3 protein-coding genes (1 of these 3 running past the window's edge) are annotated in these 17605 nt (G+C 75.2%); all 3 read right to left on the bottom strand.

What is annotated here, in order from left to right; translation table 11 throughout:
* Positions 1 to 77 precede the first annotated feature (77 nt).
* Positions 78 to 8075, bottom strand: a complete 7998-nt coding sequence (locus SYYSPA8_RS00640) for a non-ribosomal peptide synthetase (RefSeq protein ID WP_323444869.1) — start codon at positions 8073 to 8075, stop codon at positions 78 to 80.
* Positions 8076 to 8535: 460 nt separating this feature from the next.
* On the bottom strand, positions 8536 to 16803 hold the full coding sequence (locus SYYSPA8_RS00635) for a non-ribosomal peptide synthetase (protein ID WP_323444868.1): 8268 nt from the start codon (positions 16801 to 16803) through the stop codon (positions 8536 to 8538).
* Positions 16800 to 17605, bottom strand: partial view of a non-ribosomal peptide synthetase gene (locus SYYSPA8_RS00630; RefSeq protein ID WP_323444867.1) — the final stretch only. Its footprint extends 11683 nt past the window's final position; 806 of the gene's 12489 nt are visible here — the last part of the coding sequence; its start codon lies beyond the right edge, outside the window; it ends in the stop codon at positions 16800 to 16802. Before SYYSPA8_RS00630 ends, SYYSPA8_RS00635 begins: the two co-directional genes overlap by 4 nt.

Genomic DNA, 17605 nt, shown 5'->3' with positions numbered 1-17605 from the left:
CCTGGGAGTGCTGGGAGTGCTGGGTGTCCTGAGGGGTGCGTGGGTCTCCGGCCGCCCGGAGCACCGCCGGGGGCCACTCACGGCTCGCGCCCGGCCTCGGCGAGGAGGGCGGCCAGTTCGCCGGGGTCGAACGAGGCCAGTTCCAGGTCGACGACCCTGAGCGCCAGGGCGCGCAGAGTGGGGTGGGCGAAGACGTCGGCGAGGGTGAGGTCGGCGTCGAAGTGCCGCCGGATCGCGGCGGTGAGCCGTACGGCGGTCAGGGAGTGGCCGCCGAGGGCGAAGAAGTCGTCGTCGCGGCCGATCCGGGAGGTGGGGAGCAGCCCGGCCCAGAGCCGGGCGAGTTCCTGTTCGGTCTCCCCCTCGGGCGGGGCGAACGCGGCCTGGGCGTAGTCCCCTTCGGCGGGCTCGGGCAGTGCCGCGCGGTCCGGTTTGCCGCTGGGCAGCAGGGGCAGCGCGGGCAGCCGGACATAGGCGGCGGGTACCAGGGCGGCGGGCAGCCGGGCTGCCAGCCGGGTCCGCAGGAGCGCCGGTTCGACGTCGCCGACGCAGTAGGCGATGAGCGTCCCGTCGCGGGGTACGACCTGCGCGTCCACCACGCCGGGGCAGGCGCGGACCGCCGCCGCGATCTCGCCCGGTTCGACCCGGTGGCCGCGTATCTTGATCTGTTCGTCGCGGCGGCCCAGGAACTCCAGGGTGCCGTCGGCGTTCCGGCGCACCAGGTCGCCGGTGCGGTACAGGCGTCCGCCGGTGTACGGGTCGGTGGTGAAGGCGTCGTCGTCGCGGCCGAGGTAGCCGCGGGCGAGCCCGGCGCCCGCGAGGCACAGCTCGCCGGGGACCCCGACGGGCACCGGGCGGAGCCGGGTGTCGAGGACATAGCCGCGGGTGTTGGCGATGGGCCGGCCGATGGGGGCGGGCCGGTCGTGGTCGCCGGGGGTGTCGTGGAGGGTGCACAGGACGGTGGCCTCGGTGGGCCCGTAGCCGTTGACGATCCGCAGCCCGGGGGTGGCGGCGAGGATCCGGTGCAGGGACGCCTCGTGGAGCGGTTCGACGCCGACGAGGAGCAGCCGCAGGGGGAGCGGTTCGGCGTCCGGGAGGGCGCGGACCAGGAACGGTGGCAGGTAGGCGCGGTCGATCCGGTGGGTGCGGAGCCAGTCGACCATGGCCCCGGCGTCGGTGCGGACCTCGTCGGGGACGATGTGCAGGGTGCCGCCGCCCGCGAGGGCCGTGAACATCTCCAGGACCGAGACGTCGAAGCCGGGGCTGGTCCACAGCGATGTGGTGAAGCCCTCCGGGGGCGGGGCGTACCGGCTGAACCAGTCCGCGAGGAGATTGCTGACGGAGCGGTGTTCGACCAGGACGCCCTTGGGGACGCCGGTCGAGCCGGAGGTGTGGATGACGTAGGCGAGGTCGTCTGGGCGGGCGGCGGGCAGCGGACCGGGGTCCGGGCCGGGGTCCGGGTCCGTACCGGTGTCGCCGGGGTCGAGCACCGGTCCCGGCCAGTCGAGGGCGCCGGTGGCGGCCGGGGTGCCGACGAGGGCGACGGGGGCGCTGCCGTCGAGGAGCAGCCGCAGCCGGGCCGGCGGGTGCGCGGGGTCCAGGGGTACGTACGCGGCACCCGACTTGAGGACCGCGAGCACGGCGACGACCAGGTCGATTCCGCGTTCGGCGCAGATCGCGACCAGGTCGCCGGGGCCGGCGCCGTGGGCGCGCAGCCGGCGGGCGAGCCGGTCGGCGCGGCGGTCGAGCGCCGCGTAGCCGAGGGAGACGTCGCCGTGGCGGAGCGCGGTCCGGTCCGGGACGCGGGCGGCCTGCTCCTCGAACCAGGTGTGGACGCAGCGGTCGGGGAAGGGGGCCTCGGTGGCGTTCCAGCCGTTGATCTGCTGCTCGTACTCCTGCGGGGTCAGCAACGGCAGTTCGCCGATCCGCCGTTCGCCACCGGCACCTTCATTGCCGGCGGCGAGGAGGGCGTCGAGCAGGACGTGCCAGTGGCCGAGCCAGCGTTCGGCGGTCTCGGCGTCGAACAGGGCCGTCGCGTATTCGAGTTCGGCGTCGATCCGGTCGCCGAGGTCGGTCAGGTGCAGGGACAGGTCGAACTTGGCGGTGGTGTGGGTCTCCCGGGGCAGCGGTTCGGCGGTGACGCCGGGCAGGTCGGGTCCGGCGGGCCGGTCCTGCCAGGCGACGAACGCCTGGAAGAGGGGGCCGTGCGCCGGGCTGCGGACGGGGGCGGCCAGCTCCACCACGCGGTCGAAGGGCACGTCGGCGTGGGCGAGCGCGGCGCGGGTGCGGTCGCGGACGTGCGCGGCCCACTCCCCCACCGTCGGGTCGCCGGAGGTGTCGTACCGCAGGGCGAGCGTGTTGACGAGGAAGCCCACGGTGTCGTGGAGACCCGGGTGGTCGCGGTCGGCGACGGGCGTGCCGATGACGATGTCGTCCTGGCCGGAGAGCCGGGAGAGGAGGGCCGCCCAGGCCGCCGTCAGCGTCTCGAACGCGGTGGTGCCGTGGCGGGCGCCGAACGCGGCGATCCGCCGGGTGAGGTCGGGGCCGAGGGTGCGGGCGGTGAGCCCGCCCCGGTGGTCCTGGCGCGGGGGCCGGGGCCGGTCGGCGGGGAGTTCCAGGACGGTGGGCGCGTCCGCCAGCGTCTCCCGCCAGTACCGCTCCCCCGGGTACTCCCCCGAGTACTCCCCCTTCCCGGAGCGGGCGGCGGGCCTGGCCGGCGGGGGCAGCGGGTCGGGGGTGCCGTCCCGGTACGCGCGGTAGAGCGGGCCGAGTTCGCCCAGCAGGAGGTCGACGGACCAGCCGTCGGCGACCAGATGGTGCAGGGTGATCGTCAGCCGGTGGGAGCGGGGTGACTCGCGGGTGATCCCGGCCCGGATCAGCGGTCCGGCGGCGAGGTCGAAGGGGGTGCCGTCGTCGGCGCCGATCCGGGCGGGGCCGATCCGGGCGACGGGGGCGCCGTCGCGTTCGGGGAAGGTGGTGCGCAGGGCCTCGTGCCGTTCGACGAGCCGTTCCAGGGCCGCCCACAGGGCGGTGGTGTCGAGCGGGCCGGTGAGCCGCAGCCGTACCGGGATGTGGTACGCGGCGCTCACGCCGGGCGCCTGGCACATCGCCCAGAGCCGTTGCTGGGCGGACGACGGTGTCAGGTCACCGCCCCGCGACGGAGGTTCGGCCACCGCGACGGGCTCGGGGGCGGAGTAGGGGTCGGGTGCGGCGGCGGTCCGGGTGGCCAGCAGGGCGGCGAGGGCGGCGGGGGCGCCGCAGGCGCGCACCTCGGCCACGGTCAGCGCGACCCCGTACTCCCGGCGGCAGCGGGCGGCGAGCCGCATCAGGGCGAGGGAGTGGAGTCCCTGGGCGGTGAAGGGGGCCCCGGGGCGCGGGGTCCGGTCGGGGAGGAGTTCCCCGATCAGCCCGGCCAGCCGGGACCATGGGGTCCCCGTGTCGGACCCCGCGTCGGACCCGGCATCGGGTGCGGCATCGGGTGCGGTGTCCCGGGCGCCCGTCAGCAGGGCGTTGCGGTCCACCTTGCCGTTGGGTGTCAGCGGGAGGGCCGCGACCGGGTGGACCGACGCGGGCAGGAGGTGGGCGGGGAGCCGTTCGGCCAGCCGCTCGCGTACGGCCTCGGCCCGGCCGGTGACGAACGCGACGAGTTCGGCCTCGCCCAGCGGGGTGGTCCGGGCCAGGACCACGGCGTCGGTCACACCGGGCACGGCCCGCAGCGCGGCCTCGACCTCGCCCGGTTCCACCCGGTGCCCGCCGATCTTCACCTGGTCGTCGGCGCGCCCGGTGAACTCCAGTCCGTACGGGCCGCGCCGGGCCAGGTCGCCGGTGCGGTACATGGGTGCCGGCTGCGGGGCGTACGGGTCGGGCACGAACCGCTCTGCCGTCAGTCCTTCCTGGTGGAGATAGCCGAGGGCGACACCGGCACCGCCGATGTGGATCTCGCCGGTGGCGCCGTCGGGGACGGGCAGCCCCTCCGGGTCGAGGAGGTGGACGGCGGTGTGGGCGATGGGGGCGCCGATGGGTTCGTACGGGCCCGGGGCGCTCCCGTCGCAGCGGTGCCAGGTGGACCAGATGGTGGTCTCGGTGGGCCCGTAGACGTTCCAGAGTTCGCGGACGCGGGCGCGGACGGCGCGGGAGAGTCCGACGGGCAGGGCCTCGCCGCCGCAGAGGGCGAGGAGGCCGGGGTCGTTCCACCGGGTCCAGCGGTCGGCGGCGGTGATGAGCCGCCAGGTGGCGGGGGTGGCCTGGACGGCGGTCACCCGCTCGTCGGCGACGAGGCCGAGGAGCGCGTCGCCGTCGCGGGCCTGGTCGCGGTCGGCGATGACGACGGTGCCGCCGTGGCAGACCGGGAGAAGGAGTTCCAGGTTGGCGATGTCGAAGGTGGTGGGGGTGAGGGCGAGCGTCCGGGCGAAGCGGTCCGGGGCCAGGCCGTGGAAGAAGTCGAGGACGTTCTCCAGGGCGGCGTGCGGGACGACCACGCCCTTGGGGGCGCCGGTCGAGCCCGAGGTGAAGCTCACGTAGGCGGGGGTGTCCGGGCCGACGGGGGTACCGGCGTGAGCGGGGCTGTCGGCCGGGACGGAAGGGTCGGCCGGCGCGGGGGTGTCCACCAGCGCGGCCAGGCAGGCCCGCGCCACCAGGTCGGCCGTCCGGGCGGCGGGCTGGTCCGGGTCGAGCGGCACATAGGCGGCGCCGGTGCGCAGCACGCCGAGCGTGGCGGCCAGTACCTCGGGGCCGCGCGGCAGCCGGATCCCGACGCGGTCCCCGGGCCCCACCCCGGCCGCCGTCAGCCGGCCGGCGTACGCGTCGCCGCGGCGCAGGAGTTCGGCGTAGGTCCACCGGGCCGCTCCGGCGACGACGGCGGTGCGGTCGGGGTGGCGGGCGGCACGGGCAGCGAAGCGGGCGGCGGCCCCGCCGTGCCAGGGCCGTCCGTAGGTGTTGCCGGCGGCGCCGGGGCCGGGGGCGGGCACCAAGGCGTCGACCTCGGCGAGGGCCGTCCCGTCGTGGAGCGCGCCGAGCAGGTCCAGGTAGGCGGTGGTGAGCCGGTCCACGCGGGTGTCGTCGAACCGTGCGGGCGCGTACTCGACCAGGAGTTCGGTGCCCCGCGCGCGCGGGATCACCGTCACGTTGAGCGGGAACTTGGCGGTGTCGTTGGCGAGGGCTTCGTCCACCTCGGCGGCGAGCCCGGCGAACGGGACCTCGCCGGTGAGCGCGGAGTGCTCGCTGAAGAGGACGCGGGGCGCGGACGTGCCGGTGACCGCGACGATCCTGGAGAGCGGGAGTTCGGCGCCGCGCAGGGTGTCGAGGAGCCCGGCGCGGGCCGCGCGCAGCACGTCCCCGGCGGTGCGGGCGCCCTCGGCGCGGACCCGGACCGGGACCGCGTTGACGATCATGCCGATGACGCGTTCCCACTCGGCCGTGGTGCGGTTGGCGACCGTGGTGCCGAGCAGCAGGTCGTCGGCGCGGGTGTAGCGGGAGAGCAGCAGCGCGAACGCGCCGAACATCACCTGGAAGGGGGTGGCGCCCAGGCGGGCGGCGACCTCGGCGACCCGGGCGGTGGTCGCGGCGGGCAGGGTGCGGCGCAGCACGCGGCCCCGGCTCTCCCCGCTGCCGGGGCCCAGCGCGGCGAGCGCGGGCGGGGGTGGTGCGTCGCGCAGGACGGTACGCCAGCGTTCGTCCAGCTCCGCCGCCGCGGGGGATTCCAGCCAGGCGTGCTGGCGGCGGGCGAACTCGGCGAACTGCGTGGGCTGCGGCGGCCGGCCGCCCGCGTACAGGGTGGCCAGTTCGTCCAGGAACACCCGGTAGGACCAGCCGTCGTGGACGTAGTGGTGTTCGGCGTGGAGGAGGGCGTGTTCGCCGGGGGCGCGGCGGATCAGGGCCCAGCGGACCAGGGGCAGGGTGGTGGGGTCGACCACGTCGGCCACGAGCGACTCCCACACGGCGTCCTCGTCGACGCTCCCGTCGTGGGCGTCGTGGATCTCCACGCGGACGTCGGCGGTCTCCTCGATCCGCTGGGTGAGGACGCCGTCGACCGGTACGAACCGGGTACGGAAGATCTCGTGCCGCCGGGTGGTCTCCCGCAGGGCGGCGACGAGCGCGGGGACGTCGAGGGGGCCGCGCAGGGTCAGCCGGGCGCGGGCCACGTAGGCGCGGGCGCTGCCGTCGGCCTCGATGGCGTAGGCGACCTGCTGTTGCGCGGCGGAGGCGGGGACGGGCCCGCCGGGGGTGCGCGAGGGCCGGACGGGGTCGACGGGGACGGAAGGGAAAGCGGAAGTGGAGGCGGAAGCGGGGGCGGAGGCGGAAGCGGAGGCGGCGACCAGCCGGGCGAGTTCGGCGACCGTCCCCCGCTCCAGGACGTCGATCACGGTGACGGGCGCGTTCAGTTCCCGGGTGATGCGGTCGGCGAGCCGCACGGCGGCCAGCGAGTGTCCGCCGCAGGCGTGGAACGGGTCGTGGACCCCGCAGTCGGGCAGCGACAGGACGTCGCACCAGAGGCGGGCGACGGCGTGTTCGTGCGGGGTGCGCGGCGGCTGCGACCCAGGCGCGCGGGCGGTGGTCGCGGCGAGGGCGGCGAGCGCCGCCCGGTCGGGCTTGCCGCTGGGCGTCAGCGGGAAGGCGGGCAGGGCCCGTACCCGCGCCGGGACCATGAAGTCGGGCAGGACGCCGGCGATCCGGGCCCGCAGGTCGCCGACGGCCTCGGGGACCACGAACGCCAGCAGATGGTCCCCGGCGTCCCCCGCCGGCAGGGCGACGGCGTCGGTCACACCGGGCTGGGCGCGCAGGGCGGCCTCGATCTCGCCCAGCTCCACCCGGAAGCCGCGCACCTTGACCTGGTGGTCACGGCGGCCGAGGAACTCGATCGCCCCGTCCGCCCGCCGCCGGCCCAGATCGCCGGTGCGGTACGCGCGTACCCCGGCCGTCGCGGTGAACCGTTCGGCGGTCAGCTCCGGGCGGCCCAGATAGCCCCGGGCGAGGACGGGTCCGCTGAGCAGGATCTCACCGTCCACCAGATGGACGCCGACCCCGGGTACGGGGTGGCCGATCGGCACACTCTCCCCCGGGTCCGCCGGGTCGCAGACGTGGACGGTGGACCAGATGGTGGCCTCGGTGGGCCCGTAGAGGTTGAAGAGCCGGCCCGGGTGCGGCCAGGCCCGTACGGCGGCGGCCGGGAGCACGTCCCCGGCGGCGGCGACCGCGCGCAGACCGGGGACGGGGGCGGTGCGGCTCAGTCCGGTGACGACGGCCGGGGGCAGCACGGCGAAGGTGATCCGCTCCCGGTCGAGGAAGTCCCGCAGGGCGGCCGGGTCGGCACGGACCGGCCCGGGGACGAGGACCAGGGTGCCGCCGTGGGAGAGGGCCATGCTCAGCTCGAAGACGAAGGCGTCGAAGCCGGGCGAGGCGAACTGGGCCACCCGGTCCCCGGGCCGGGCACCGAGGACGGTGCGCTGCGCTGCGGCGACGACGCCCAGCCCCTCGTGGGTGAGCAGGGTGCCCTTGGGGGTTCCGGTGGATCCGGAGGTGTAGACGCAGTACGCGAGGGCTTCGTCGGGGACGCCTTCGGGGGCGGCGGGCGTGGCGGCGGGGGCGGTGGCCCCGGTCAGGACGGCGGCGGGCGCGGCGTCGGCGAGGATGGTGTCCTGCCGGGCGCGCGGGACCGTGAGGTCCATCGGCAGGAAGACGCAGCCCGCCTTGAGGACTCCGAGCACGGCGGCGACGTACGCGGCCGACCGGTCCAGGGCGACGGCGACGATCGAGCCGGGCGGGCAGTCCAGCGCGTGGGCGTAACCGTTGGCGAGGGCGTCGAGTTCGCCGTACGTGGTGACGCGGCCCCCGTGTTCCACGGCGGGGCGGCCGGGGTCCAGGGCGGCGGTCCGGGCGACGGTCTGATGCAGGGTCATCGCGGTCATCGAGTTCATCGGGGTCATCGGTGCCTTCGGCTGGTGCGGCGGCGGCCCGGCGGGGTGTGCGGCGGGCGGTGCCGGGATCGAAGCGGACGCCGGAACGGAGGCCGGAACGGAGGGCAGCACGGACGGCGAAGCGGACATCGGGGGCGTCCGGGGTGGGGTCGGGTTCGTGGTCATCGGGGGCTCCCTCCTGACAGGACAGCGACCGGAATACCGGCCGGCCCGCCCTCGCGGCCTGCGCCGAACACGTCTCGGTACGACGGCCCGGCGGGGCGCGGGGCGAAGAACGGCGGCGGTGTCCGTACCGTCGCCCGGGAGCGCCCACCGGGGCGGGCAGAACCGCTGCGCGCCAGGCGCCGGATGACGGCATGCGCCCCGCCGGTGACCGCCGGAGCAGCCGGAACACCGGGGCGAACGGGGACGGCCAGGTGGCCGGGCACCGTCCCCGCCAGGACACCTGCCGACGCGCGACTCGGGACCGGAGCCAGGACGAACAGCGCGGCCGACGCGCCCTCGCGGCCTGCGCCGAGCACCGTCGCGGGCATCGCGGGCGTCGCGGGCGCGGACTGCGTGGGCGCCGGTGCCGACGCGCCAGGCATCGACGGGGCGACCCAGGACCGCTGGTCCGGAGGCGTGGTCATCGGGGGCTCCCTCCCGCCGGGACGCCCGCCGGGACGCCCGCCGGGGCACCGGCCACCGGTGCCTGGCCCGGGGCCGCAGGCGCGAGGGCCGGCGCGAGGGCCGGGGCGAGGAGCGCCGCCAGCGCGCCCGCGTGGGCTTCGCCGAGCATCGTCATGTGCGTTCCCGGGCCGCGCCGCGCCACGGTCCCCGGCGCGTGCCGCCGCCACGCGTGCAGTACGTCCGCCTGCTGGGCCCGGTTGGCCGCCGCGTCCCGGTGCTGGTCGTCGACGAGGACGAGCGTCACCGGCCCGGCGTAGGTGCGCCGGGGCGTGTACGGCGTACGGACGCAGCGGGTGAAGGTGCGGACGGTCCCGGCGAGCACCTGCGGTGTCGACGCCCGGGGGACGAGGCCGGCTTCGGCGAGGCGGGTGTGGAGCAGCGCCCACCGTTCGCGCTCGCCGGCGGCGGCGAAGCGGTCGGCGGTCAGGCCCAGGGGCCGGCCCGCCAGGTCCTCGTACATCTCGGTCAGTTCCATCAGCGCGTCGGTGTCGCCGCGCTCGGGGATGGTGCCCGCCGGCAGTGGCGGTTCGCTGTCCAGCAGGGTCAGCGACGCGACGGTGCCGCCGCGCGCGGTCAGCGCGCACGCGGTCTCGAACGCGAGCCAGCCGCCGAAGGAGTGGCCGAGCAGATGGACCGGGCGGCCGGTGCGGGTCAGCGGTTCCAGTTCCGTCAGATGGGCGGCGACGGCGGACTCCACGCTCGTCGCGGCCTGCTCGTCGCCGTCGAGGCCGCGCGGCTGGAGTCCGTACACGGGTACGGCCGGGGGCAGCACGCCCGTCAGATGCTGGAACGCGACGACGGAGGCGCCCGCCCCCGGCACGCACACCAGCGGCGCCGCGCCCCGGGCGCCGGTGCGCAGGACGGTCAGGGCCCCGGCCGGCCGGGGGGCGGGCGCCGGACGGGGAGCGGTGAGGGCGGTGTCAAGACCGGCGGCGAGCTGCCGCAGCCCGGGGCCGCGCATCATCGACTGGTGCGTCCCCGGCACCGGCACCCGCCGCCACTCCACCTCGGGCAGGGCCCGGTCCCAGCCGCCCAGCGGCTCGGAGGGGTCGTGTTCCACGGCGCTGAAGTAGTGCACGGGCACGGGGACCGGCACGGGGAGGTAGCCGGTGCCCGCGACCTCCACGAGGTGCTTGCGCCGGACGGCGGACGCGATCGCGTCCGCGTCCGGGCCGATGTCGGCGACGGCGGTGGGCAGCGCGCCGGCGGCGGCCGCCCGGGCGACCAGCTCCGTCAGCGGCTCCCCCAGGTCGGGGGCGTCGAGCCAGCTCAGGACCTCGGCCCGGGGGTCGGCGTCGGGTATCCGCGGGGCCCGCTCCGGCGGCCAGTAGGTCGTGTTCAGCAGGCCGACGAAGGAGACCTCCTCGTCCGCGCCGGTCAGCTGGGCGGCGATCTCATAGGCGAGGGCGCCGCCGGTGCACCAGCCCGCGATCCGGTACGGGCCGTGCGGCCGCACCGCCCTGATCATCCGTACCATCCGGGTCGCCATGCCCTCGACGGTGGTGAGCTGCGGATCGCCCAGGGGCACCGGCGGCAGGCCGTACACCGGGATGTCCGGGTCGAGGGCTTCGGCGAGGGGCGCCGCGTACAGCAGGCTCGCCGCGCCGTCGTGCACCAGGAACAGCGGCGGCGCCGTCCCCGTCGTCCGCAGCGGCAGCGCGTCCCGCCCGGCGAGCCGGGGGATGCGGTCGACCAGCCGGCCGGCCAGTCCGGCGACGCTGTGGTCGGCGAAGAGTTCGGCCGCCGTGACCTCGATCCCGGCGGCACGCAGGGCGACCACGGCCCGCGCGGCCATCAGGGAGTGCCCGCCCAGGGCGAGGAACCGGTCGTGGCGCCCGACGCGTTCCAGGCCGAGGAGCCCGGCCCAGACGTCGGCGATGGCCCGTTCCACGGCGCCGGCGGGCTCCGTGTACTCCTCGGCGGCCACGGCGGCGGGGTCCGGCGCCCGCAGCGCGCCCGGGTCCAGCTTGCCGCTGGGTGTCCTGGGCAGCTCCGGCAGGTGGACGAAGGCGGCGGGGACCATGTGCTCGGGCAGGACGGCCCGCAGCCGCGCGCGCAGTTCCCTGGCGGGTACGGGCTCGTCGGCGGCGTAGTGGGCGACCAGCCGGTCGCCGTCGGGCCGGACCACGGCGTCACGGACCGTCTCGCGGAGCCTGGCCTCGATCTCGCCCGGCTCGATCCGAAAGCCCCGCAGCTTGAACTGGCGGTCGGCGCGGCCCTGGAGGGCGAGGGTGCCGTCGGCACGCCAGTGCGCCAGGTCGCCGGTCCGGTAGAGCCGCCCGCCGAAGGCGTCGGAGGCGGGGGCGGGGGCGGGGGCGGGGGCGAACGGGTCGTCGGAGAATCGTTCGGCCGTCAGCTCCGGGCGGCCGAGATAGCCCTCGGCCACCGGGGCGCCGCCGACGTGGATCTCTCCGGTGACCCCGATGGGCGCGGGCCGGCCGTGCGCGTCGAGGACGTACACCCGCGCGTTGTCGACCGGCCGGCCGACGGTCCCGGCCCCGTCGGTCCCCGACTGGACGGTCACATCGCCCGCGACCTCGGACGAACCGTAGAGATTGAGCAGTTCGGTATCGGGGCTGTGGGCCCGCAGCCGCGCGGCGAGACCGGGCGGCAGGGTCTCCCCCGAGCACACCACCAGGCCGGCGCCGAGGGGGTCGGGGGAAGCGTCGAGCAGCGCGGCGAGCAGCGACGGCACCAGGGTGATCCGGTCGACCGCGCGGTCCCGGAGATGGGCCGCGAGCCGTACCGGGTCGGCCGCGACGTCCGGCGGCACGATGTCGAGCACCGCGCCCGACACCAGCGGCGTCAGCGTCTCGGTGATCGCGTCGATGAACCCGATCGACGTCTTCTGCGCATGGACCGCCGACGCGGGGAGGGCGGTACGGGCCCAGTGCAGCCGGTTGACGAGGGCCCGGTGGCCGCCCGCGACGCCCTTGGACACGCCCGTGGAGCCCGAGGTGTGGACGATGTAGGCGAGCCGGTCCGGATCGGCCGGATCGGTCCTGGGCCCGGAGTCCACGACCGTCCCGGGGTCCACGACCGGCCCGGGGTCCTCGTCGCCGTCGGTGGCCAGCTCCAGCACGGGGACGGCGACGGTCCCGAGGGCGGCCCGACCCCGCTCGTCGGCGAGGACCAGCGCGGGGGTGCTGCCGTCGATGAGCAGCGCGAGCCGCTCCCGGGGGTGCGCCGGGTCCAGCGGTACGTACGCGCAGCCCGCCTTGAGGACCGCGAGCAGGCCGATCACCTGGTCGGGGCCGCGTTCGGCGCAGAGGCCGACCCGGTCGCCGGGCCCGTGCGGAAGCCGCCGCGCCAGTCGGCCGGCCAGCCGGTCCGCGAGGGCGTCGACCTCGGCGTACGTCCAGGTCCGGTCGAGATGGCGGAGCGCCGGGGCGCCGGGGGTGCGCCGCGCCTGCTCCTCGAACAGCTCATGGGCGCGGCGGTCCGCCGGGAACGGCCGTACCGGCCCAGCCCATTCGCCCAGCAGCGTCCCCCGCTCGCCGGCGGGCATCACGTCGAGTTCCCGCACCGGGCGGTCGGGCTCCCGCTCCAGCGCGTCGATCAGGGTCTCCAGCGCCCGGTGGACGTAGTCCACGACCCGGCCGGGGTCCACGGGACGCTGCGCGTGCCCGGTCAGGTCGAAGCCGTCGCCGAGGTCGTCCACGGCCAGCATCAGCGGGTAGTTGCTGCGTTCCCGCGCGTGGATCATCTCGATGCCGTCGTCGGCGCCGACGTACTCCGGGGGCCGGGTGCCGGGCAGGCTGACGCTGTAGCGGTAGTTGAGGAGCGCGGAGAACAGGGTCTCGTCCGGCGGCAGCGCGCTGCACCGCTGGGCGAGGGCGAGGGGCGCGTGCTCGTGCCGGAGGAGTTCCGTCAGGAGGGCGTAGGTGTCGCGGGCCCCGTCGGCCGCGCCCCGGCCGTCGACGCCGATGCGCACGGGGAGGGTGTTGATGAAGACGCCCATGGTGCGGTCGGCGCCGTCGCCTCCCGCCATGCGCCCGATGAGTACGGTGCAGAACACGACGTCGTCCCGGCCCGCGAACCGGGCCAGGACCTGCGCCCAGGCCAGGTGGAAGAGGGAGGCGGGGTTCACCTTCAGTCGGCGCGCCTGGGCCCGCAGCCGCCGGGCGAGGTCCGCGTCGACGGGCCGGTGGGCCACCTCGGTGTCACCGCCGTGGCCGCGTACCTCGCGCAGCCCGAACGGTGTGGTCGGCTCGGTGACGTCGCCGAGCATCCGGCGGAAGAACGCCTCGTGCTCCTCGGTGCTCACCGCGTCCCGGGACTGGGCGATGAAGGTGCGGAACGGCAGCGGGTCGGGGAGTTCGTCCTGACGACCCATCAGGTGGGCGGCGATCTCGCTGAGCATCAGGCGGTAGGAGGTGTAGTCGTCGGTGATGTGGTGGGCGATGGTGAGCATGACCCAGCGGCCGTTCGCCGGGTCGGGGGCGACCACGATCCGCATCAGGGGCGCGCGGGTCACATCCAGCCGGGTGTTGTCGGGCCGGTGGCGGGCCCGCAGCGCCTCGGCCACATCGCCGTCGGCGGGGTCGACGGTGACCTCCTCCACCAGCGGCGGGGCCTGCCGCCACACCACCTGCACGGGCGTGGACAAGCCCTCCCAGACGAACGCGGTCCGCAGCAGGTCGTGCCGGGCGGTCACGGCCCGTACCGCGTCGACATAGCGGTCGACATGTTCCCTGCTCTCCATCGCCACCACGCCGAAGAGCAGGAACGGATCCTGGTCGGTGTTGACCATGTGGTGGAAGAGGATGCCTTCCTGGAGCGGCGCCAGGGGGTAGATGTCCTGGATGTTGGGGGCGCCGCCGGCGACGGTGGCGACGATGCCGTCGATCTCGTCCTGGGTGAGTTCGACCAGGGGCAGCATGTCGGGGGTGATCCGGGCGCAGTCCGGCGGGATCGCCGGGGGCGGTACGGTCGCGAGTCCGGTGCCCCGGTGGACCTGGGCGGCGAGTTCGCTCAGGACGGGGGTGGTGAAGACGGCCCGTACGTCGGTGCGCAGATCGCGGCGGCGGAGGCGTTCCAGCAGGGAGACGGCGAGGAGGGAGTGGCCGCCGAGGGCGAAGAAGTCGTCGTGGCGGCCGACGCGGTCGACGCCGAGAAGGTCGGACCAGATCTCCGCGAGGGCCCTCTCGACCGGGCCGCGCGGCTCCTCGTACACCCCGCGTACGTAGGCGTCGCCATCGGGCGCGGGCAGCGCGGCCCGGTCCAGTTTCCCGTTCGACGTCAACGGCAGGGCGTCAAGACGGACATACGCCGACGGGACCATATGGGCGGGGAGCCGTCCGGCCAGGGACGTCCGCAGGGCGTCGGCGGAGGCATCGCCGGTGACGTAGGCGACGAGGGTGTCGTCACGCGCGACCACGACCGCCTCCCGCACACCTTCCTGACGCAACAGGACGCTCTCGACCTCACCGGGCTCGACCCGGTAGCCCCTGACCTTGATCTGCGCGTCGTTGCGGCCGACGTACTCCAGCTCACCGTCCTCGGCCCACCGCACCACATCACCCGTCCGGTACACCCGCTCACCCGGGACGAACGGATCGTCCAGGAAGCGTTCCCCGGTGAGGTCGGGACGGTTGAGGTAGCCCCGGGCCACACCGGCACCACCGACATACAACTCCCCCGCCACACCCACCGGCGTGGGACGGCCATGACCGTCGAGAACGTACGTCCGCAGGTCGGACAGCCTCACCCCGATCGGGCTGGAGGAATGCTCCAGATCGGCAGCGGTGATCTCCCGCGCGGTGACATGCACGGTGGTCTCCGTGATCCCGTACATGTTCACCAGGACCACATCCCGGTCCGCCTCCCGCGCGAACCACGGCCGCAACACCCCCACATCCAGGGCCTCACCACCGAAGACGACGTACCGCAGGCGGTGCTCACGCGGATCCGACTCCCGCGCCGCCAGGAAACGACCGAAAGCGCCCGGGGTCTGCGACAACACCGTCACTCCGGCATCACACACCAGCTCATGGAACTCCCCCGGCGAACGCGCGGTGTCACCCGGGACCACGACCACCGAACCACCCGACAGCAGCGCCCCGAACACCTCCCACACCGAGAAGTCGAACGCGAACGAATGGAAGAACGACCACACGTCATCAGGACCCACCTCGAACCAGCCGGCAGCCGCCGAGAACAACCGCACCACCTGACGGTGCTCGACCAGCACCCCCTTCGGCCGCCCCGACGAACCCGACGTATAAATCACGTACGCCAGATGACCGGGCTCCACACCGGTCCCGGTCGGATCGTGCTCAGGACCCTCGTCCGGTACGGATTCAATGACGGCGACGGGGCGGCAGTCCGCGAGCAGGAGTTCCTGCCGTTCCACCGGATACGCCGGATCCACCGGCACATACGCCGCACCCGCCTTCAGCACACCCAGCAGCGCCGCGATCAGATCGGCGCCACGCTCCATCCGCACCGCCACCAGATCATCCGGAACCACCCCCCGCGCCAACAGCCCATGCGCCACCCGGTTCGCCCGCGCGTTCAACTCCCCATAAGAGACCCGCACACCACCATCGACCACAGCCACCGCACCCGGAACCGAAGCCACCCGGGCCTCGAACACCTCATGCACACACGACTCCACCCGCGACGAGACCACATCGGTCGCCACCAGGGCCCGTGTCTCCTCCGTCGGCACCACCTCGACATCGGCCATCCCCGCCGGCCCGGCCCCCGACAGGGCCTGGGCGAGGCCGGTCAGGGCGGTGGAGAGGTAGCCGCAGATCCGTTCCGGGGCGACGGGGGCGACGGCCTGCACGGTGAGATAGAGATCGGTGCCGAGGTCGTCCACGGAGACGGTGAGCGGATAGCTGGTGCGTTCCTCGCCGCGCAGCGGCTCGATGCCCTGCCAGACCGGCTGGGCGGCCGGGCCCGTGGTGTCGCCGCTGTGGCGGAAGTTGAGGAGGGAGGTGAACAGCGGCGCGGGCGCCGGGACGGAGCTGCACCGCTGGGCGAGGACCAGCGAGGCGTGTTCGTGCCGCAGCAGTTCCGCCAGGGTGGCCTGGGTGTTCCGGACGGCGGTGGCCGCCGGGGTGCCGTCCACGGTCAGGCGGACCGGCAGGGTGTTGATGAACGGGCCGACCGCGAGGTCCGTTCCGGTGCCGCCCGCCATCCGGCCGAAGAGCACCGTGCCGAACACCACGTCGTCCCGGCCGGTGAGCCGGGCCAGGACCTGCGCCCACGCCAGATGGGCGACGGCGCCGAGACCCACGCCCAGCCGCCGCGCGGACGCGCGCAGCGAGGCGGAGGCCTCCGGGTCGAGACGGGTCCGGTGCTCGCCGACGCCGGTGCCGTCGCCCTGGGCGTCGAGCAGGCCCAGGGGCGCGGTCGGCTCGTCGATGTCCTTGAGCATCGCGGTGAAGAACGCCTCGTGCTGCTCGCGGGTCAGCCCCTGCCGCACCTCCGCCACGAAGGAGCGGAACGGGCGGGGCGCCGGCAGGGTGTCCTGTTCGCCCCGCAGATGGGCGGCGATCTCCCGGTTGATCACGTCGAAGGTGGTGTGGTCGCCGAGGAGGTGGTGGAGGAAGATGAGCATCACCCAGCGGCCGGCCGCCCGGTCGTGGGCGGTGAGGACCTGCAACAGGGGCGCCCTGCGGACGTCGATCCGGTGCCGGCGGGGGTCGAAGTGCTCGCGCAGCCGGGTCAGGGCGTCGTCCCCCGGTTCGAGGGCGACCTCGGTGACCGGCAGGGTGGCCTGCCGCCATACGACCTGCACCGGCTCCGGCACCCCTTCCCACACCACGGCCGTGCGCAGGATGGTGTGCCGGTCGACGACCCGCTGGTAGGCGTGGAGATAGGAGTCGAGCCGCTCCCTGCTGTCGAAGGTGTACCCGAGGGAGATGACGTACGGGTCGCCGTGCTCGGCAACGAGGTGGTGGAAGAGGACTCCTTCCTGGAGGGGGGCGAGCGGGTAGACGTCCTCCAGGTTGGCCGAGCCGCCGGTGACGGTGGCGGCCACGGCGGCCCTCTCGTCGTCGGTCAGCTCGATCAGGGGTGCCTCGTGCGCGGCCGGGGTCTCCTCCGGGCCGCCGGTCAGATGGTCGAGCAGGGCCGGCTTGTTGCTGCGGAGCAGGGCCACGAGTTCGGCGTCCAGCGCCTCTCTGCTGCCGCGTACCACCAGCTCGCCGCCGTCGGCACCGATCTCTACTCCGCGTTCGCCGCACAGGCGCAGGATGTCGTGGATCGTCACAGCCGAATCTCCTGGATGTCGTGGGTGACCTCGGCCAGCGCGGCGAGCGTGGACGCGGTGAAGAGGGCGCGTACGTCGGTTTCGAGGCCCTGTGCGCGCATACGGTCGAGCAGGGTGACGGCGAGGAGGGAATGGCCGCCGAGCTGGAAGAAGTTGTCGTGGCGGCCGGGACGTTCCACTCCGAGGAGGTCGGACCAGATCCCGGCGATCGCGGTCTCGGTCGCGCCGCGCGGCGGGTCGTAGGGGCGGTCGCCGTCGTCGCCACCGCCCTCGGGGGCGGGCAGGGCCCGCCGGTCCAGCTTGCCGTTGGCGGTCAGGGGCAGGGCGTCGAGCACGACATGGGCGGCGGGCCGCATGTAGTCGGGCAGTCCGGCGGCGAGATGGGCGCGCAGTTCCTCCGGCCCGGCGGGGCCGACCGTGTACGCGACCAGTCTGCGGTCCCCGGGGGTGTCCTCGCGGGCCAGGGCGACGGCCTCCCGGACCCCGGGGTGGCGCAGCAGCAGGCTCTCGATCTCGCCGAGTTCGATCCGGAAGCCGCGTATCTTGACCTGGAAGTCGCTGCGGCCGAGGAATTCCAGTACGCCGTCGGTCAGCCAGCGGACCCGGTCCCCGGTCAGGTACATCCGGCCGCCGGGGGCGAAGGGGTCGTCCAGGAAGCGTTCCGCCGTCAGGTCGGGGCGGCCGAGATAGCCCAGGGCGACTCCGGCGCCGCCGATGAAGAGGTCTCCGGCGACGCCCACCGGGCAGGGTTCGCCGTGCGGGTCGAGGACGTAGACGGTCTGGTTGGCGAGGGGGCCGCCGT

The organism is Streptomyces yaizuensis (assembly GCF_034961445.1).
GTDB classification, from domain to species: Bacteria; Actinomycetota; Actinomycetes; order Streptomycetales; family Streptomycetaceae; genus Streptomyces; species Streptomyces yaizuensis.
This window is presented reverse-complemented; position numbering and strand designations above follow the sequence as displayed.

Bases quoted from the DNA above. Each gene is read 5' to 3' on its own strand.
- SYYSPA8_RS00640 (WP_323444869.1), bottom strand. From the start codon at position 8,075: ATGACCACGAACCCGACCCCACCCCGGACGCCCCCGATGTCCGCTTCG.